A 19,388-nucleotide genomic window follows, 5' to 3' on the forward strand; every position below is an offset into this window, starting at 1 on the left:
GCTCGTGGCGTCCGTCGCGGTCGTCGCCCACCGGCTCGACCCGCCCGCCCGGCCGGCCCCGACCGACCCGGTCGCGGTCGCCCTCCAGCTCGCCCACGACCTCGAGACGCAGAACCGGTACGACGCCGCGGCGAAGATGTACCAGGAGGCGTTGCGGGACCGGCCCGACGATGGGATCCGGCTGCGGCTCGCCTTCGCGCTGCTGCGGGCCGGCGACGGCGGCGGCGCGCAACGAACCGCCCGAGAGGTCCTGGCCCGCGAGCCGGCTTCCCCCGACGGCCTGCTGGTGCTGGGGCTGGCGCAGCGGAACAGCCGGTCCGCCGAGGCGGAGCAGACGCTGCGGCGTTTTCTGGCCGTCGCACCGGCTCATCCGGCCGCCGCAGAGATCAAGCGACTGCTCGCCGCAGGTCATTCCACCGGGCGCTGACAGTGCCACCAGCCCGCCGATCAGGATCGCCGTCTCGCCGGGCACGACCAGCCCGAGCAGGGTCGAGGACTCCAGGGCCGGCAGGACGATCACCATTCGGGTCGACGCCATCGTCGTCGGTGAGTACGAGCGCGCCTTCCACGGCCAGCAGCTTGAACAATTGACTCCCACCTTGCTCAGGCATGGCGTGCAGTTGTGGCTAAACGCGGCCCCTTCGGGCAGACAAAGCCGTGGCTGAAGACGTGCTCGCGGTCGCCGCGGGCGTCGGTCACCCGATCGTCGGCGATGGTCAGCGTCAGGCCGCAGGTGGCCTCGCAGAGCGGACAGGTGCGATACCCCGTGCGCGTCGCGGTCGTTCCCGGCGTCGCGGGCCCCTTCCGGTGGGATATCGACTGGTCGGTATGGTGGCACGCCGCCGGGCGGCTGTCACCCCCGGCCACCGGCTCCGGCGGCATGCCGGGCACACCGCCGGAGCCCGCTCAAGCCGCCACGGCAACCGCCGGCACCACGTCGGGCGCGTCCAGCCGGAAGGCGTCGGCCGCCGCGTCGTCGGGCTGCTCGTGCGCGGCCCGCTCGGCCCGGACCCGCGCGACGTAGTGCGCCACCTCCCGGTCGACCCGCTCGTCGCCCCAGCCAAGGACCGGCGCCATCAGCGTCGCCGCCGGCCGGGCGGCCATCAGGCCCCGGTCGAAGCTCTCGATCGAGATGTGGGTGCGCCGGGTCAGCACGTCCTCCAGGTGCAGCGCCCCCTCGGCGGACGCCGCGTAGACGACCTCCACCCGCAGGTAGTCCTCCGCGCCGTCGAGCGGCTCGCCGAGCGTGGGGTCCTCCCGCAGCAGCGCCAGCACCTCGTCTACGGCGGCGCCGTAGCGCCGCAGCAGGTGCTCCACGCGCTCCACGTGCAGGCCGGACTGCTGCGCCAGCCGGCGCCGCTGGTTCCACCGGGCGACGTAGCCCTCCGCCCCCAGCAGGGGCACCCGGTCGGTGCACGAGGCGGCCACCGCGCCGCCGAGGCCGCGCACCGCCTCGTCGACCGCGTCGCGCGCCATCACCCGGTACGTCGTGTACTTGCCGCCGGCCACCACCACGAGTCCGGGCGCCGGGCTGACCACGGTGTGCTCCCGCGACAGCTTGGCGGTCGCGTCGGACTCTCCGGACAGCAGCGGGCGCAGGCCGGCGTACACGCCCTCGACGTCGTCGCGGGTCAGCGGGGTGGCCAGCACCGCGTTGACGCGCTCCAGCAGGTAGTCGATGTCCCGGCTGCTCGCCGCCGGATGCGCCTTGTCCAGGTCCCAGTCGGTGTCGGTGGTGCCGACCAGCCAGTGCCGGCCCCACGGGATCACGAACAGCACGCTGGACTCGGTGCGCAGGATCAGGCCGGTGCTGGACCGGATCCGGTCGCGCGGCACCACGAGGTGGATGCCCTTGGAGGCGCGCACCTGGAACTGGCCCCGCTCGCCGACGAGGGCCTGGATGTCGTCGGTCCACACCCCCGTGGCGTTGATGACCTGCCGGGCGCGCACCTCGAACACCCGGTCGGTCTCCAGGTCGTGCACCCGCGCGCCGGTGACCCGGGCGCCCTCGCGCAGGAAACCCACGACGCGGGCCCGCGACAGCGGGTGCGCCCCGTGCGCGGCGGCGGTGCGGACGAGGAAGGTCACCAGGCGGGCATCGTCGACCTGGGCGTCGTAGTACTGCAGAGCGCCGACCAGCGACTCGGGCCGCAGCGACGGGCAGGCGCGCAGCGCCCCGCGGCGGCTCAGGTGCCGGTGGGCCGGCAGGCCGCGCGCGTGGCGGCCGGACAGGCTCATCGTGTCGTAGAGCAGCACGCCGGCGCCGGCGTACAACCGTTCCCAGCCCCGATGGCGCAGCGGGTAGAGGAACGGCACCGGGCGGACCAGGTGCGGGGCGAGCCGCTGCAGGAGCAGGCCCCGCTCGCGCAGGGCCTCGCGGACCAGCCCGAAGTCGAGCATCTCCAGGTAGCGCAGGCCACCGTGGATGAGCTTGCTGGACCGGCTCGACGTACCGCTGGCCCAGTCGCCCGCCTCGATGAGCCCGACCGACAGACCCCGGGTGACGGCGTCGAGAGCGCAGCCGGCGCCGGTGACGCCGCCGCCGATCACCAGGACGTCCAGTTCCTGGCCGCTGCCGAGGGCGGCCAGGGACCGCTCGCGGGCGGCCGGTGACAGTGTCGCGGAAAGCATCCGTCTTCTCTCTCCTGAGGAGGGTGGGGGCGGCCGGCGACGGGCGCCGGCCGCCCGGATCCTTGAGGGGGGTGGGGCGTCAGTCGACGTCGACCCAGTCGAGGGTGCGTTGGACCGCCTTCTTCCACCGGCCGTAGCCGTCTTCGCGCTGCTCCGGCGACCAGCCCGGCTGCCAGCGCCGGCTCTCGTTCCAGTTTTCGCGCAGCTCGTCGGTGTTCTTCCAGAAGCCGACGGCGAGGCCGGCGGCGTACGCCGCGCCGAGGGCGGTGGTCTCGGCGACCACCGGCCGGCTGACCGGCACGCCGAGGATGTCCGCCTGCATCTGCATGCACAGGTCGTTGACGGTGACGCCGCCGTCGACCTTGAGGCACTCCAGGTGCACCCCAGAGTCCTGCTCCATGGCGTCGGCCACGTCCCGGCTCTGGTAGCAGATGGACTCCAGAGTGGCCCGGGCGATGTGGGCGTCGGTGTTGAACCGGGAGAGGCCGACGATCGCGCCACGGGCGTCGGAGCGCCAGTACGGTGCGAACAGGCCGGAGAACGCGGGCACGAAGTACACCCCGCCGTTGTCCTCCACCTGGCGGGCCAGGATCTCGCTCTGCCCGGCGTTGCTGATGATCTTGAGCTGGTCACGCAGCCACTGCACGGCCGAGCCGGTCACCGCGATCGATCCTTCGAGCGCGTACACCGGTGCCTCGCCGCCGAACTGGTAGCAGACCGTGGTGAGCAGTCCGGCCTTCGACCGCACGATCTCGGTGCCGGTGTTGAGCAGCATGAAGTTGCCCGTGCCGTAGGTGTTCTTCGCCTCGCCCGGGGCGAAGCAGACCTGCCCGACCGTGGCGGCCTGCTGGTCGCCCAGGTCACCGGTGAGCGGGACCGCGCCGGCGAACGGGCCGTTCATGGTGCAGCTGCCGTACGAGCGCGGGTCGGACGACGGCCGGATCTCCGGCAGCATGGCGCGCGGGATGTCGAAGAACGACAGCAGCTCGTCGTCCCAGTCCAGCGTCTCCAGGTTCATCAGCATGGTGCGGCTGGCGTTGGTGGGGTCGGTGACGTGCACCCCGCCTTCGGTGCCGCCGGTGAGGTTCCACAGCAGCCAGGTGTCGGTGTTGCCGAAGACGGCCTCGCCGCGCTCGGCGGCCTCCCGGACCCCGTCGACGTTCTCCAGGATCCACTGGATCTTCCCGCCGGAGAAGTACGTCGCCGGCGGCAGCCCCGCCTTGCGCCGGATGACGTCGCCCTTGCCCTCGCGTTCCAGGGCGGAGGCGATGCGGTCGGTACGGGTGTCCTGCCAGACGATGGCGTTGTAGTAGGGCCGCCCGGTCCGACGGTTCCACACCACGGTGGTCTCGCGCTGGTTGGTGATGCCGAGCGCGGCCAGGTCGGAGGCGGTCAGGCCGCGGGCGTTCATCGCGGTCTGGATGACCGTCTGGGTCCGCTCCCAGATCTCGAGGGGGTTGTGCTCCACCCAGCCGGCCTGCGGCAGGATCTGCTGGTGTTCGAGCTGGTGGCGGCCGACCTCGTTGCCGCCGTGGTCGAAGATCATGAAGCGGGTGCTGGTGGTGCCCTGGTCTACCGCGCCGACAAAGTCAGCCATGCGGGTGTCTCCTTCTGTGTTCGGCCGGGGGGATGTGGATCGGCGGATGTCAGACGCGGGCGGGCTCGGCCGGGACCGTGACGGTCTCGGTGTCCAGGGCACCCGGCTCCAGCTCATCCTCGCTGGGCAGGAAGCGGCCGATGATCAGCTCGTAGAGGCCGGCGCCGATCACGCCACCCACGAGCGGCCCGACGATCGGCACCCAGAAGTACGGATAACCGCTGGTGTCCTGGAAGGCCGTTTCGTAACCGGTCAGGAACGAGGCGAGGCGGGGGCCGAAGTCGCGAGCGGGGTTGATGGCGTAGCCGGCGTTGGCGGCGAAGGCCATGCCGATCGCCACCACGATCAGGCCGACGATCAGTGGGGCGAGGTTGCCGGCGGGCAGCGAGTTACGCGCGTCGGTGACCGCCAGGACGAGGAACAGCAGGATGGCTGTTCCGATGATCTGATCGCGCAGGGCACCCCACTCGCTCACGCCGGCACCGGGCATGGTGGAGAAAACGCCCTGGCTCTTGCTGGTGAGGCCCGGGTCGAACCGGGACAGCACCTCGCTGTAGTTCCAGCGGATGATCAGGGCCGCGACGAACGCGCCGGCGGTCTGGGCCAGGGCGTACGGCATCACCTTGCGCCAGGAGAAGCCCTTGAAGACCGCCAGGGCGACGGTGACCGCGGGGTTGAGGTGCGCGCCGCTGATGCGGCCCGCCACGTACACGCCGAGCGTGACGCCGAGGCCCCAGGCCCAGGCGATGCTGTCGAACTCGCCGGTTCCCGACGCGGCCACCTGGGCGACCACGCCCACGCCGAACAGGATGAGAATCGCGGTGCCGGCGAACTCGGCGGCCAACTCGCCAACGAGCCCGGGCGCTTTCAACCGTTGCGCCATCTTGCCTCCCAAAAACGGTGGGGGTGGCAGCCCTCCCCTCGGGGGAAGTGGAGGGCCGGTCGGTGACGCCGCGGTGCAGTACCGTCACCGTGCGGTGAACCGTAGGAAACCCTCGGAGCCGGGTCAACGAACCCCTGTCGACAATGCCGAACACTGTTGCGGCCGCCGAAACGCGATTAGCATTCCGCCCCATGCCGGGTCAGGTGCAGTCCATCGCGCGGGCCGCGGCGATCCTCCGCCTGCTGGCCAGCAGCTCCGGCCGCCTCGGCATCGGGGAGATCGCCCGGTCCCTCGACCTGGCCAAAGGCACCGCGCACGGCATCGTCCGCACCCTGCAGGACGTCGGCTTCGTGGAGCAGGACAAGACCTCCGGCAAGTACCAGCTCGGGGCGGCCCTGCTGCACCTGGGCACCAGCTACCTCGACGTCAACGAACTGCGCTCACGCTCCATCAACTGGGCCGACCCGCTGGCCGCGCGCAGCGGCGAGGCCGTCCGCATCGGTACCCTGTTGGACGGCAAGGTGCTGGTGGTCCACCACGTCTTCCGGCCCGACGACACCCTGCAGACCCTCGACGTCGGGTCCCTGCTGCCCCCGCACGCCACCGCGCTCGGCAAGGTCCTGCTCGCCTACGACGTCGGCGCCGCCAACGCGGTCATGCAGGGCGAACCCGAGCCGTACACCCGGCGCACCCTGGTCACCGCCCGGACCCTCAGCCGGGCGTTGACCGCGATCCGGGACAACGGCTGGGCCGCCGAGATCGAGGAGATGACCCTCGGCGAGGCCGGTATCGCCGCGCCCATCCGCGGCTACGGCGGCCTCGTCGTGGGCGCGATCGGGCTCTCCGGCCCGGTCGATCGCGTCTGCGACGCGCAGCGCCACCCCCGCCCGACGCTCGTCGCGTACGTCCGCGACGCCGCACGCGCGGTGTCCCGGGATCTCGGCGCGGCGCGCTGGTGATCCGTCCATCCTGCCCCGCCTTTGCGCCTGAGAGGACGAGGAATGACTGACAGCTACGTCGTCTCCATCGACCAGGGCACCACCTCGACCCGCTGCATCGTGTTCGACCGCCGGGGCAACCTCGTCTCCGTGGCGCAGCGAGAGCACCAGCAGCACTTCCCCCGGCCCGGCTGGGTGGAACACGACGCGCTGGAGATCTGGCGCAACGTCGGCAAGGTGGTGCCCAGGGCCCTCGCCCAGGCCGGCATCGTCGCGGGCCAGGTCGCCGCGATCGGCATCGCCAACCAGCGGGAGAGCACCGTGGTGTGGGACCGGCGAACCGGCGTCCCGGTGGCGCCGGCGATCATCTGGCAGGACACCCGCACCGACACACTGGTGGAGACGCTGGCCCGGGCGCCCGGCGCCGAGGACCTCCGGCAACACTGTGGGCTGCCGCTGGCCACGTACTTCTCCGGCCCCAAGCTGCGCTGGCTGCTCGACCACACGCCCGGGCTGTACGAGCGGGCCGAGCGCGGCGAGGTGCTCTTCGGAACGATGGAGAGCTGGCTGATCTGGAACCTCACCGGCGGCCCGGACGGCGGTCTGCACCTGACCGACGTCACCAACGCCAGCCGGACCATGCTGATGGACCTGCGCGCGCTCGGCTGGCACCCGGACTCACTGGCCTTCTTCGGCATCCCGGCCGCCATGCTGCCCGAGATCCGCTCCTCGTCGGAGGTGTACGGCACCGCGACCGCCGTCCTGCCCGGCGTGCGGATCGCAGCGGCGCTCGGCGACCAGCAGGCCGCCCTGTTCGGCCAGACCTGCTTCGCGCCGGGCGACGCCAAGTGCACCTACGGCACGGGCAGCTTTCTGTTGCTCAACACCGGCACGGAGCCGGTGCACTCCAGCCACGGGCTGCTCACCACCGTCGGCTACCAGATCGGCGGCCAGCCGGCCGTCTACGCCCTCGAAGGCTCCATCGCGATCACCGGGTCCCTGGTGCAGTGGTTCCGCGACCGGCTGGAGCTGATCAGTTCGGCGCCGGAGATCGAGACCCTCGCCCGCACGGTCGACGACAACGGCGGCTGCTACATCGTGCCGGCCTTCTCCGGGCTGTTCGCGCCGCACTGGCGCAGCGAGGCGCGCGGCGTGATCGTCGGGCTCACCTCGTACATCACCAAGGGGCACCTGGCCCGCGCGGTGCTGGAGGCCACCGGCTGGCAGACCCGCGAGGTGGTCGACGCGATGAACGCCGACTCCGGCCTGGAGTTGACGGCGCTGCGGGTGGACGGCGGGATGACCGCCAACAACCTGCTGATGCAGTTCGTCGCCGACGTGGTCGCGGTGCCGGTGGTGCGCCCGATGGTCGCCGAGACGGTCTCCCTCGGCGCGGCGTACGCCGCCGGGCTGGCGGTCGGCTACTGGCCCGACCTGGAGGGGCTGCGCAGCAACTGGCACCTCGCCGCCCGCTGGGTGCCCAAGATGGACAACGCCGTGCGCGCCGAGGAACGGGAGAACTGGCAGCGCGCGGTGGAGCGCACCTTCGGCTGGATCAAGCCCGAGGCCCGGGCGGCCAACGAATGACCTTCGGGTATTGACCGTGACCTACCGTACATATTGGATGTCGGGGTGGGGAGATCCGATCTTCTCTGGGAGTTCATGCCGGACCGCTCGCCCCGCATAACCGCAGGTCAACGCCCGCCGCTCTGTCCGGCGCCGGTGAGCCCTTGGGGCGCGCTGACCAATTCGCTAACCTGCACCCAATCTGCTCCCACTTGCAAGGCCAGTGACCGGGCACGTTCGCGGTGGAGATCGGCGAGGTCGAGCCGCACCAACTCCGCGTCGTCGACCTCTGGGCGGCTGGCAAGAGGCCGACCACCGAGGACAACTACGCCTTCCTCCCGTTCTTCATCGGCGTTATGCGGTTGAGCGCGGCGCAGGTGCACCGACGCGACGTCAAGCCCTGCGCCTTTTCGGGCCGCACACCGGAGGAGATCTTCCGGCTGCTCCGCGCAGACGACACGGAGTTTCGGGAGCAGTCCTGGTTCATGCAGTGGGGCGGGACCGTCGAAAACGTTGCCATGTACGTCCTACCTGGACGACGATTTAATGATCGACTTCGCGTTTTGGCGGCCAGACCTTCCCTTTCCGGATGACCTGGGCAAGGTCTTCGTCGCCAGGATCCCACCGGAAGAGTTCGTGGCCACCCTCGAGGAAGGAGCCGATCTGCTGCACGCCGAGTCGGTTAACGTCGATCCGCCCCGGTGACCGAACCGCCACGCCCTACGGCGTCAAGCTCACCTCGACGACTCGTTCGAGCGCCTGAACGCCTCGTCCCGTGACGAGGCCGTGGTAAGGATGCGGCGCGCGCATCACGGGCAGGCCCCCGGCTGCCGGCAACGCCGGCCCGAGGGGCCGCAGATGCTCCGGGGTCAAGGGCGGCCCGCAGGGCCGTCGCGCAGCGATGCGAAGCACCCTTGAGGCCGGAGGGGCGGCCCCGCATCATCCGCGCCGCAACCCCACCGCTGGCGGTGACTCGCCCAACGGCACGGCGTACGACGGCCGCCCAGGCGGCGGCCAGTTCATTGGGTTTGCGTCGACCCCGGCGAAGGCGACCTCCCGGAATCGGCTACTGGCTCTCGTAGACACGGCTTGGATATTGATCCATGTGAAGGTCAAAGCAAATGCAACACCTATCGATGCCAGCGAACAACACTTCCCAGCCGTCCCGACCAGTCCCGGACTGCGGGCGACTCTACGGATCAGTGGGATGTTTGCTCGGTCCGGACGGGATGCGAGGCTGAACGCGTGGCTTCCCGATCGACGTACACGTGGACAACCCCCGGCTGCCCGGCGGCTTGGTACACACCTTGGACACATCGGTGTATCTGAAGACCGGCGAAAGCGCGGTGGAGTGTCACGGAACCGGGCTCACCCTGCGGCAGGTCGATGACATCCTCGCCCAGGTGGAGACTGTCGCCGGGTTTCTCGACTCGTACGCCCCGGACGCCCGCCAGTCCCTGAACCGGCGCGACGCCCGCCCGCCGGTGACCCTCGTATGAATTTGGTGTCGGCGTTCGTACCGATCTGGATCCTTACCGGGGTCGGCTACGCGGCCTGTCGTTGGGGCCTGCTGGGCGAGGCGGTGGCGTCGGTGCTCGGCCGGTTCGTGTTCCATCTTGCGATGCCGTCCGCCCTGTTCCTAGCCCTGTCCCGAATGCCGCTTTCCGGGTTCGCCGGCCGTTCGCTGCTCGCCTTTGGGCTGAGCACTGCCGCGGTCGTCGGGTTCGGGTGGGTCGGCGCGAGCTGGCTGTTCGGTCGCAAGCGCGGCGAACGGCCGATCTGGGGCATGGCCGCAGGGTACGTAAACTCGGCGAACCTGGGCATCCCGATCGCAACGCAGGTTCTCGGCAGCGTGTCGTTCCTGGCGGAGGTGGTGCTGCTGCAGGTGCTGCTGGTGACGCCCGTGATCCTGGTCGCCCTGGACCGGCACAGCGACCCGGCCGGGCGGGTACGGGTCCGCCGTATCGCCTCCCTGCCGGTACGCAACCCTGTGATCCTGGCGTCGCTGCTCGGTGTCGCGTGCTCGGCTGCCGGCCTGCAGCTGCCGTCGGCGGCCGGCGCGTCGCTCACCCTGCTGTCGGGCGCCGCGGTTCCGGCCGCCCTCGTTGCGCTCGGCGCGTCGCTGCACCGCACAGCGCCGTCGCGGGCAGAGCCGACCGAGCTGGCCGAGCTGGCCGTAATCACCGCGCTGAAGCTCGTCGCACAGCCGATCATCGCGTACGCGGCTGGACTGGCCTTGCACCTATCCGCGCCACAGTTGCTCGCCGTGGTGGTTTGCGCGGGCCTGCCGACAGCGCAAAACACGTACATCTTCGGCCAGGAGTACGGCGTCGGCGAGGCGGTGGCCAACCGGGCGGTGGTGGTGACCACGACGCTGTCGCTGGCCACCCTGGCCGCGGCGGCGGCGCTGCTCGGGTAGGTCCATCAGCTGACTCGTCTAGCAATCATGGTGAACTCCCGCCGACCATGGCGCTGGCGGACACGTCTGCAGCCACGACCATCGCCTAATGATGCGCGGGCGATCTCGATGCCGTACTGGCCGTGAGGGTGTACGGACGGCTGGTGCGCCACGTCGGCGGCAGATCCGGCTACCTGTGAGCCGTGGGTCTCGGCTAACGACACATCCAACCTGTCCGATCGCGCACATCAACCCTCAGTCGCACGCCTCGATGCCGCAGATCCGGATGTCCGCCGTACGCGACCGTCGTCTCGCTGGCGACCGGCCGCACCTCGAGATCAGGTTCTGTCGCGGTGACGGCGGGCTTCGATGTCGCGCAACACGTCCGGGTCCCATTGGCTGGCGTTCCAGTCGTCGCTGGTCGGAGTGGGCGACAACGGCCACGCAGGGTCCTGCCCAGCGACGGGTGAGTAGTGTCCGGCGACGACCCGGTCGACCTGGGCGATCAGCCGCAGAACCCGCGTTCGGCTGTGCAGCACGCCGCCGATCAGCGCGGCGGCTCCGAGGGTACGCAGGGCTGCCTGGCCGAACAGGACGGCCGGGGCGGTTCGGTCGGCGGCCAACCAGGCCGTGGCGGCGCTCAAGACGACGCAGGAGGAGAAGACGCGTATGCCCCAGTGGCGACTGTACGAGCGGCCCGAGGAGCCGTGCGCCTCGGCGATCTGACGAGTGCCGCGGCCCCAGATCAGTCCGCTGATCCCCAGGCCGATGATGGCGACGATCAGAGTCAGGTTGGCCAGGGCGTAACCGATCGCTGCCCCGGTACCGGACGGGGGCAGCGGCCGGGCACGGTCGCTCACGGCGCTGCCGAGGATCGCTGCGGCGATCGCGGCTAGAGCGAAAAGGATGGCGAACCCGGCTACGAACCAGGTCGCGACGTTCCAACCTGCTGTCCTGGGGGCGGGTGGAGGTGTCGAGGACCGGCACGTATGGCCTTGGCCGGCGCTTTCGAGTTCGGTTCCGCATTTCGTGCAGTGCAAAGTGTTCTCCTCAGCGGCGCGACCAAGCCTTTGTCAGGCCAGATGAGCTGGGTATCGCGCGTCTTCCCGCACAGGATGAAGGGCCCGTCGGGTTCGGTGCCTAGAGGATCATGCCCGGTCGGCGCCGGTCCGGCGACCCCGAATCCCGCTGCTCGTCCTGGCCCCTATTCCGCGCGGGTTGCCCGAGGCACCGCAGGCCAAGGCCCTTGGCTCCGCGCAGTATCGGTGAGCACTTTGGGCACGGTGACCACTTCGCCTAGACAGCCATGAGGCTGCACCTCCGCAGTAACGGGATCGAGGGATGCAACCCACGTTAAGCGATCTCCGTTACCGCCAGCGTTACCGCAAGATCACAGATGGTCTTCTATATCCGCTGGTGAACACCAGTCGGGACGGCCGGATTCGAACCGACGACCCCTTGTTACCGACAGTAATCGGGCCAAGCTTGTCATTGTCTGCCGAAAATGACCGCTGAGCTGCGGAGTCAACGCTGGACGCTCATCGCTCCTCGTCACCCTTCGTCAACGACTGGACGGGGTCTTCGGGGGGTAAACCGGGGTCCCACACAAAATCCCGCCAAAGCCTGATCGCTTCCTCTGGTCCTGTCGCCGTGTCGCGCCCGCCTCACGGCATGGGTGCTGACCAACTCTGTGGCAACCCTTCCTCGATCAGCGCTACCGTCAGCGGAACCTCACGCGACAGCGCGCTCTCGATACTGTCCCGCAACGACCGGTGCAGAGGGCACTCGCACGACGAGTGCAGCGGATCCGAACAACGGGCAAGAGCAACCGTCAACCGTTGAACCCGTCGACGGCGACCGGCCACGACCAGTCCAATTCCCACGGATCCTCCCAGGGCTGGTGAAAACAATCATGATCGAAGTACACGAGAAGACCAGCCCCACACTGCGGATAGGCGAAGACGCTCCTTTAGCGGTAGTTGACCTGGTGCCCGGGAGCATCGTGCGGCACTCCCCAACTGTCGATACAGGACCGGTGCGGTCTCGGCCCGAATGGTCCTGACGCCGGCACCCGAGGCGTCCGCAATGACCACGTCGCAGCGTCCCAGATCGACCCGCGCCACGCGGCCGGGAACGAACCCAGCCTCGGCGAGCGACCCGAATTCCGCCCCCGGTCGATCCGCTGAGCGGGAAGATTGTCCTACGACACGAGTCGGCCCTCCACCGCAGATGCCGATGGCCGGCGCTCCGAAACGGACGCCTCACGCCGGTCTCGCGTCGGCAAGCCTAATCACCACGGCTATCCGGTGCCGCCGCCCGAGCATCCAACCAACGCTCGCCGCCACCGCTACCTCGCCGGCACCGGCCCGAAGGACGGCCGGCCGCCCCGGCGGCCGTCCTTCGGACGGTTCTCCCGGCGGGCCGCTCAGTCGTCGCGCTCGACGTAGGGCCGGTCCTTGGGCCGGTGTCCCCCGGGCTTGCAGCCGGCGAACGGTCCGTTGGGGTTGCGCAGCGCGTCCATGGTCGGCCAGAGGTGGTTCTGGTGCCAGAGGGCCGGGTCGGAGGGTGCCGCCTTGGGGGCGGTCCGTTCCTGCCAGGCGAGCCAGAGCCCGTGCAGGTAGGCGATCGCCTCCGGGTGTTCCCGCCAGCGGGGGCACCAGGGCGCGCCGGAGGTGACCTCGCCGCCGTAGACCGGGAGTAGCAGGCCCTCCACCCAGGAGGTGAGCCGGCGCAGCTCCTCGGCGTACTCGGGTCCGTCCAGGTAGAGGATGAAGAACGGCCTCGGCGGCGGCTCGTCGGTCAGCACGTCAGCGTCCCCTCGTCACCGGGGTCGACGCCGAGCGCGGCGGTGAACCGCCGGTACGCGTCGACCCGCGCCCGCACCTGCGCGGCGTTGCCGCCGCCGCACTCCAACGCCCCGTTGATGCTGCGGATCGTCTCGCCGAACCCCCCGCCGCCGGTGATCGCGGCGTGCGGGGTGGTCGTGCCCGCGCCGCTCTGGGTCATCCAGAACCAGAGCGCGGTACGCCATGCCACCGCCGGGTCGGTGGCCACCAGGTCCGGGTTGCCGAGCAGGTCCAGCCCGAGCGCGTCGCCGGCCGCCTTGTAGTTGGTGTTCCAACTGAGTTGGATCGGCCCCCGCCCGTGGTAGGCGCTACGGCCGGCCGGGCAGCCGTAGGGCTGGCCGCCGTCGCAGTAGGTGCCCCACGCGGCCCGGTCAATCTCCTCGACGTGGACCAGGCCGCCGGACTCGTGGTCCACGTTGGCCAGGAACGCCGCCAGTTCCCGCTTGCGGGTCGCCTCGTCGCCGGTGCCGGCGAAGTCGGGGAACGTGGCCATCGCGTCGCTGAGCCCGGCGTACGTGTAGAAGGAGTTGCGGCCGGGGAACATGGTGTCGAACGTCCGTGCGCTGAGCAGCGTGCCCTCGGGGTCCGTCACCGCGCGTTTGTTCGCCCCGGCCCCCGGCGACCCCGACGGGGTCGGCGTCGGCGAGGCGGTGGACATGTCCGTCCCGCCGATCTCGTAGCGGGCGAAGAGGCCGCGCACCTGGAACGGGTAGCTGTCCAGCACGATGACCGGCATGCCGCCCTGGGCCTTCACCGCCTCCGTGCCCTGGTCCCAGGCCATCAACGTCAGCGTGAGGTGGTCGCCGACGACCGTCTTCTCATCCAGCATCCGCTGGGTCTCCTCGGCCAGGTCGCAGAACCACCGGGCGTGGGCGTGGATCGAGTCCTCCGGGTCCAGCGCCGAGGCCTTGCCACTGTCGTCGTCGTCCTGGCCGTAGCGCTCGAACACGTCGGGGGTGAGCTGGGACAGCCCCTTGCGGCCCTCCTGACCCTCCTTGTCCGCGTCGAAGTCCGACGCGTACTCGATCTGGGCCGCGAGGATCACGGGGGTGAGCAGGTCGCACTCGCGGGCCGCCGCCCGGATCGGCGCGACCAGGTCCGCGTCGGGCACGCCCGACTCCTTGAACCCGCCGCGGCCGTCGCCGCCAGCGAGTTCGGTGAGGACGCTGCCGCCAGCGCCCGGGCCGAGCGTGCTGTCCGGGTCCGGTGAGTACGAGGTCATCTGCGAACCGCTGAGCAGGATGATGACGACCAGGACGATCAGGGCCAACGCCGCCAGCGCGGCCAGCGGAAGCATCCCGACCATCGAGATGATCAGCCAGGTGATCTGGGTGGCGCCGAACCGGTTCGTCGCCGTCTGGTGCGCCGTTCGCGCGGCCGCCAGCTTCGACACCACGTCACCCGGCCCGCTGGCGCCCGGCCGCCGCCCGCGCCCGCGTGGTGATCGCCTCCGCCTCGACGCGGGCCGCCGCCGCGATCGGCCCGGCGTCCGGCTCCTTGTACCAGGGACGCAACCGGATCACCGCCGGCCGCACGCCGGTCGCCAGCAACAGCGCGGTGCCCTTCGGCAGCGCCCGGATCCGGTCCGCCGGCAGCACCTGCTCCTGGCGGTACGACACCGACCGGGACGAGCCGTCGCGGGATCGGGAGTAGGTCGGCGTACGAACGTCGTGCTGGCCGATCAGACGGGCCACCTTGTCCACGAAATCGGCGTCGTCCAGCCCGGCGCCCAGCAGCTTGACCGTGGCGGCGCCCCACAACGCGTCCATCCCCGCCTCGCCCCAGACCCGTACCCCCTGCCGGTAGCTCTGCAGCAGCGTCACCACGCTGATGCCACGCGAGCCGAGGTGGCTGTAGAGGTCGGGCAGGTCGGCGATGCGGCACACGTTCGCCGCCTCGTCCAGCACGGCGGTCATCGGCGGGTCCAGCCGGCCGCCCATCCGCTCGGCGGCCACCACGCCGGCCCGGACCACGGCGTCCGCCAGGCCGGCGATCACTCCGGCGGCCGAGCCGCCGCCGTCCTTGGACAGCAGGTAGAGCGTGTCCCGGCTGAGCACGTGCTCCTCCGGGACGAACTCGGGGCGGTCGGGGTCCGGACTGACCCAGGCCAGGATCTCCGGGTCGAGCAGGCAGGCGACGCACTGCCGGGCCGTCTCGTAGATGCCGTCGCGGGTCTCGACCGCGCCGCGTACGGTGCCCTGGAGTTGATCGGCCATCGCGTCCAGGCCGGCGTCGCGGAGCAGGTCGACCGGGGTACGGTCGCCCGGGTCGGCGAGCCAGGCCAGCATCTCCCCGACCGTCGCGCCGCCGTGCGAGGCGGCGAGGAAGAGCGCGGTCAGCGTGTTCTGCGCGGCGGCGATCCAGAAGTCCCGCTTCGACGCGTCGTCGTTGACCGAGCTGACGAAGTGGCCGGCGAGCCGCCGCGCGCCCTCCAGGGTGCGGCAGCCGCCGAGCAGGTCCCACCACATGTCGCGCTCGGTGTACGCGACGCCCTGCGGGTCGAACGTCCACACCCGACCAACTCGGGCCCGCTCCTGCCGGGTGACCAGGTAGACGTCCGACTTGTTCGAGGTGAGCAGCACCGCGCCGGGCGCCCGCAGCACCCGGGGGATGGCGATCCCAGTGGACTTGCCGGCCCGCGGCGCCATCAGGTCCAGCTCCACGTCCTCGTACGACGAGCGCAGCTCCGGCCCGGACGGCAGAAGATCGCCGAGCAGGTTGCCGGTGTCGTCGGGGCGCAGGCGGGCGGCGTCGCGCAGGGACGGGCGCAGCTCACGGGCCCGGGCCTCGGCCGCCTTGCCGGTCATGGCGCGCAGGTCGGCTGCGCGGGCCAGGTTCGACGACTGACCGAGGCGACCGGCGACGGCGCGGGCCGCCGCGACCACCGGTGCCGCGACGACCGGGACGAGCACGACCGCGCCGCCGTAAACGAGGGCCGGCGGCACGCCCGGCCAGACCGTCCCGACACCGCCGCCGAGCAGGCTCAGGTAGACGTCGAGGCGGAACGGCGGCGGATGCCAGCCGTACCCGCCGACGGCGGTGGCCAGCGTGCCACCGAGCCACAGCAGGACGAAGGCGGTGAGGTTGATCAGCGCGAGCGCCGGGATCAGCCAGGCCAGCAGGTCTCCGCCGGTGCCGCGCCTCACCGGGCACCCGCCCCGGGCAGGTCGCCGGCCATCACGGCGCGCACTACCGCGGCGCGTTCGGCCAGCATCCGCTCCGCGTCGCCGTTGGCGATCCACCGCGTGTTCGTGTCGTGCAGGTGCCGCTCGGCGTCCGTGATCGCGACCCGGATCGGGATGCCGGGCCGCCCACCGACCTTGATCAGGAACCGGCCCCGGCCGGGCGGCTCCTCGTTGGCGCCGTCCTGCGCCCAGCCGGCCGGCGAGGACCAGGACGAGACCAGGTCGATCTCGCGCCGGGAGAGCCCCACCACGCGGCCCAGGTCCTCCATCTCCGCCTTCGGCAGCCCGGCGCAGGCGACCATGCCGGCACGCTCCACGAAACCCCTGGCCTTCGCCTTGTCCGCCTCGCTGCCCAGGGCCTCGGCGTCCTTCAACGTGTGGGTGATCTTCGCGTCGGCGAGCCCGAGCGAACGGTTCAACCGGGTCAGCGCGTCGATCCGGTCGACGATGCCGGAAGCCGCCCGCAGCGGGCGCCACAGCTCGTCCAGCACGGTGAAGAACCAGCGCCGAGGCGCCAGGCCCGCGTCCGCCAAGGCGTGCGACGCGGACACCGTACCCAGACCGTCCGACCAGGCCGCGAGCATCGCGGCGGCGGTCAACTGCCCGTCCGCCTCACCGATGCGGGAGATGTCGATGCAGACGGCGGTGGCGTCCGGGTCGATCCGGGTGGCGGTCTCGGAGGCGAAGGTGTCGCCGAGCGGGCCGTCGAGGATGCCGAGCAGCGACCGGTGCAGCGGGTCGACGGCGTCCCGGTAACGCGACTCCTGACCCCGGTCGAGCGTGACCTGCCGGACCCGCGGCGGCCCCGCCTCCAGCACCGCGAGCAGGTCCGGCAGCCGGTACGTCCGGCCCGGCGGCGTGGCTTCGCGCAGGTGCCGCAGGCAGGCCGAGAGCACCGACTGCTCGTGGTCGCTGATCGGCACGCCCCGCACGATGGTGAGCAGCGCCGCGACCATGTTCAGCACCCGGCCGTGGGTTTCGGCGGCCAGCGCCTGCCCGGCCTGCCCGCCGATCCGCGCGGCGGCCGCGCCCATCGCGCCGGGGTCCAGCACGTTGAGCCCGCCGACGCCCCGGGCGATGGAAATGACCTGCCCGCCGAGCGCGCGGACGGTGTCCGCGTAGTCAGGCTTCAGGTCGCCCAGCACCAGAGGGACGACGCCCTGCGCGGCCAGGCCGATCAGCATCCGATTGATCAGCGTGGACTTGCCGAGACCCGGCATGCCGAGCATGAACAGCGACGGGTTGGAGATGTAGCGCGCCCGGGTGAACCAGTTGAGCGGATCCCCGCACACCGTGGCCCCGGTGCTGATGTGCTGGCCGAGCGGGACCCCGGTCATCGGGGCGCCAGAGCCGGACGCGAACGGCCAGAGCCCGCACGCCTGCACGGTGGTGGCCCGCCACATGGTCGGCGGGTCCAACGTGGCCACCCGTCCGCCGCCCACGCCGGGCGACCCCCGGTGCGGCACCTGATCGGCGCGGTCGGCCCGGGCCAGCCGCTGCCGGTACCGCTGCTCGGCGGCCTCCTCCGCGGCCCGCCGCCGACGCGCCCGCCGCAGCGCCCGCGGGGTCTGCTCGCCCGTCTCGTCGGGCTCCCGGTCCTGCGCGTCCACGTCCGGCACCATCAGACCGGACATCGCGGTGACCGGTCCGGACGTCATCCGGGGCCAGCCCGCGCCGAGGTCCAGCACCCGCACGCCGTCGCCGCCGCTCACATCGCCTCCTGCAGGTCGTGCGGGACGAACGTCTGCTCCCAGGGCAGGATGCCGACGGGCAGGGCGCAGGTGAACGCCGCGGCCTGCATCCGGTCCGCCGGACGCATCGCGATCCGGGTGGCGCCGAGCAGGTTCCGCATCGTCACGTTGGCGTCGCGCACCTCGGCGGCCGAGTCGACGGTCAACGTCACCAGCATCGAGAACTCGACCAGACCGGCGCCGGAGGCCTCCTCCGCCGCCGTCTGCTCGGCCGCCTGGATCTCCGCGACCGCGCGGGCCCGGACCAGGCCCTTCGTCGAGTTCGCCATGAACTGGGCGGACCGGCGGTCCGACTCGACGATCCGGGCGGAGGTCGCCGGATCGATCGGACGGTAGATCAGGGCCACCCGCTTGCGGCGGATGCCGGCGGCCGGGTCGAGCAGGCTGCGCAGGATCCCGGAACGCACCACGCCGCGCGGCGCCATGGTCAGCAGCCAGCTCCGGGACACGCCGGAGTCGTGCTGGTAGGCGGTCACCGACTCGATCGCGGCGGCCGGCCCGGCGTCGTCCCACTCCAGCCCGGTGCCGCCGTGCTGGGCGCGTACGTCGAGCACCTCGGCCGAGACGGCCGGGTCGTAGGCTACCCGGACGACCTCGGCGATCCGCTCCGCGGACAGCGGCTCCGCCGACCCGCCGCCGGCCGCCACCAGCCCGTTGAGCACGCCGTGAAGCCGCAGCCCCAGGTCGGCGAGCATGGTGTCGTCGTCGCGCCGGGCGCCGCCGGGCGCCGAGTAGGTCAGCGTCAGGTAGGTGTTCATCTCCGAGGACGCGTCCGGGTAGTTGCGCACCACCTCCTCCATCACCGCGCGGGCGGCGGGCGGCGCGTCCGGGGAGATCCGGCCCAGCACCTCGGTGGCGAGCCGGGTGCCGGGGTCCGGCGCGGTCTCCACCACCACCGAGGCGCCGCGCAGTCCCGGCTCGTGCGCCAGCCGGGACAGCCAGTCGCCCCACAGCGCCACCCACGTGTCGACCTGGTCCGGGTCGACCAGCGACCCGCCGTCCGGCTCGCAGCTGAGCACGATCGTGTACTGGTGACGGTTGAGGTGGTGCAGCACGCCGAACGGGCGGTCGTACGGGTCGCGCCCCTCCAGCATGACCGCCCGGCTCAGCAGGCCGGGCGGGCGGAACCGTCCGCCGGGGCGTGTCGACAGCGGCCCGGAGACGTAGAGGTGCTGCCGCTTGGACTTGCGGCGCAACCAGCCCACCCGGACGCCGACCATCTGGAAGACGTTGCGGCCGTCCGGGGTGCGGATCGCCAGCGGCGCCAGCGTCAACGCGAGCGGCAGCCCCACCACCAGGGCCGCGTCCAGCGAGATCATGGACGCGAGCAGCACCAGCACGAGACCGCCGAAGAGGCCGATGGTCCCGATCAGGCCCAGTGAGCCGAGGCCGGCCTTGCGGGGGCGGCGCCAGTTGCCGTACGTGGGTGTCTTGATCTGTTCGGTTGCCGTGCTCATGGTCGTCCTCCTGGGCCGGCCTAGTCTCGGTCGGGGTCCGGCAGCGCGCCGCGGGCGATGCCGGCGGCGTGCCGGTGGGTGCCGGCGACGACGCCGGCGCTCTTCTGCACGGTCCAGGCGGCGGCGCCAACCGCGC

General features: G+C 71.5%; 16 protein-coding genes. 6 read left to right on the forward strand and 10 right to left on the reverse strand.

Going from position 1 to position 19,388, the window contains the following annotated elements:
* Positions 1–427, forward strand: a 427-nt coding sequence (locus ABZU52_RS26700) for a tetratricopeptide repeat protein (RefSeq protein WP_354973714.1), incomplete at its 5' end; no start/stop codon positions are given.
* Positions 428–603: 176 nt separating this feature from the next.
* On the opposite strand, the gene ABZU52_RS26705 is transcribed toward ABZU52_RS26700, so the two are convergent.
* The 4 genes from ABZU52_RS26705 to ABZU52_RS26720 all read right to left on the reverse strand — a co-directional run bounded on the left by ABZU52_RS26705 (position 604) and on the right by ABZU52_RS26720 (position 5,111).
* A complete protein-coding gene (locus ABZU52_RS26705) occupies positions 604–882 on the reverse strand; it encodes a hypothetical protein (RefSeq protein ID WP_354973715.1) in 279 nt (92 codons plus the stop codon).
* A 24-nt stretch (positions 883–906) separates the two neighbouring features.
* The gene (locus ABZU52_RS26710) at positions 907–2,631 is read right to left on the reverse strand and encodes a glycerol-3-phosphate dehydrogenase/oxidase (RefSeq protein ID WP_354973716.1); all 1,725 of its coding nucleotides are present in this window, start codon (positions 2,629–2,631) and stop codon (positions 907–909) included.
* Between the two features lie 79 nt (positions 2,632–2,710).
* Positions 2,711–4,228: a glycerol kinase GlpK gene (glpK, locus tag ABZU52_RS26715; protein WP_354973717.1), complete on the reverse strand. Its 1,518-nt coding sequence runs from the start codon at positions 4,226–4,228 to the stop codon at positions 2,711–2,713.
* A gap of 49 nt (positions 4,229–4,277) precedes the next feature.
* The gene (locus tag ABZU52_RS26720) at positions 4,278–5,111 is read right to left on the reverse strand and encodes an MIP/aquaporin family protein (RefSeq protein ID WP_354973718.1); all 834 of its coding nucleotides are present in this window, start codon (positions 5,109–5,111) and stop codon (positions 4,278–4,280) included.
* 191 nt (positions 5,112–5,302) lie between these two features.
* Between ABZU52_RS26720 and ABZU52_RS26725 the strand changes: the two genes are divergently transcribed.
* From ABZU52_RS26725 to ABZU52_RS26745, 5 genes are all read left to right on the forward strand, one after another.
* Positions 5,303–6,070, forward strand: coding sequence for an IclR family transcriptional regulator (locus tag ABZU52_RS26725; RefSeq protein ID WP_354973719.1), 768 nt, complete (start codon positions 5,303–5,305; stop codon positions 6,068–6,070).
* A 42-nt stretch (positions 6,071–6,112) separates the two neighbouring features.
* Complete coding sequence (gene glpK, locus ABZU52_RS26730) at positions 6,113–7,636, forward strand: glycerol kinase GlpK (RefSeq protein WP_354973720.1); 1,524 nt, start codon at positions 6,113–6,115, stop codon at positions 7,634–7,636.
* A 221-nt stretch (positions 7,637–7,857) separates the two neighbouring features.
* Positions 7,858–8,208 (forward strand): hypothetical protein, encoded by a 351-nt coding sequence (locus ABZU52_RS26735; protein WP_354973721.1) that lies wholly within the window; start codon positions 7,858–7,860, stop codon positions 8,206–8,208.
* A gap of 726 nt (positions 8,209–8,934) precedes the next feature.
* The gene (locus ABZU52_RS26740) at positions 8,935–9,114 is read left to right on the forward strand and encodes a hypothetical protein (protein WP_354973722.1); all 180 of its coding nucleotides are present in this window, start codon (positions 8,935–8,937) and stop codon (positions 9,112–9,114) included.
* Positions 9,111–10,034 (forward strand): AEC family transporter, encoded by a 924-nt coding sequence (locus ABZU52_RS26745; protein ID WP_354973723.1) that lies wholly within the window; start codon positions 9,111–9,113, stop codon positions 10,032–10,034. Before ABZU52_RS26740 ends, ABZU52_RS26745 begins: the two co-directional genes overlap by 4 nt.
* 317 nt (positions 10,035–10,351) lie before the next feature.
* Here the strand turns inward: ABZU52_RS26745 and ABZU52_RS26750 are convergent, their stop codons facing one another.
* From ABZU52_RS26750 to ABZU52_RS26775, 6 genes are all read right to left on the reverse strand, one after another.
* Entirely contained in the window at positions 10,352–11,053 is a 702-nt protein-coding gene (locus ABZU52_RS26750) for a hypothetical protein (protein WP_354973724.1), read from the reverse strand.
* A gap of 1,385 nt (positions 11,054–12,438) precedes the next feature.
* On the reverse strand, positions 12,439–12,819 hold the full coding sequence (locus ABZU52_RS26755; RefSeq protein WP_354973725.1) for a DUF4913 domain-containing protein: 381 nt from the start codon (positions 12,817–12,819) through the stop codon (positions 12,439–12,441).
* Positions 12,813–14,252 carry a glycoside hydrolase family 19 protein gene (locus ABZU52_RS26760; RefSeq protein WP_354973726.1) on the reverse strand — a complete coding sequence of 480 codons (1,440 nt, stop codon included), beginning with the start codon at positions 14,250–14,252 and terminating at the stop codon, positions 12,813–12,815. Before ABZU52_RS26760 ends, ABZU52_RS26755 begins: the two co-directional genes overlap by 7 nt.
* 4 nt (positions 14,253–14,256) lie before the next feature.
* Complete coding sequence (locus ABZU52_RS26765; RefSeq protein ID WP_354973727.1) at positions 14,257–16,005, reverse strand: TraM recognition domain-containing protein; 1,749 nt, start codon at positions 16,003–16,005, stop codon at positions 14,257–14,259.
* Positions 16,002–17,756, reverse strand: a complete 1,755-nt coding sequence (locus tag ABZU52_RS26770) for an ATP/GTP-binding protein (protein WP_354973728.1) — start codon at positions 17,754–17,756, stop codon at positions 16,002–16,004. Before ABZU52_RS26770 ends, ABZU52_RS26765 begins: the two co-directional genes overlap by 4 nt.
* Entirely contained in the window at positions 17,753–19,252 is a 1,500-nt protein-coding gene (locus tag ABZU52_RS26775; protein ID WP_354973729.1) for an SCO6880 family protein, read from the reverse strand. Before ABZU52_RS26775 ends, ABZU52_RS26770 begins: the two co-directional genes overlap by 4 nt.
* Positions 19,253–19,388 lie beyond the last annotated feature (136 nt).

It is taken from the genome of Micromonospora sp. NPDC005220, from assembly GCF_040607895.1.
In the GTDB taxonomy this organism is placed as follows: Bacteria; Actinomycetota; Actinomycetes; order Mycobacteriales; family Micromonosporaceae; genus Micromonospora.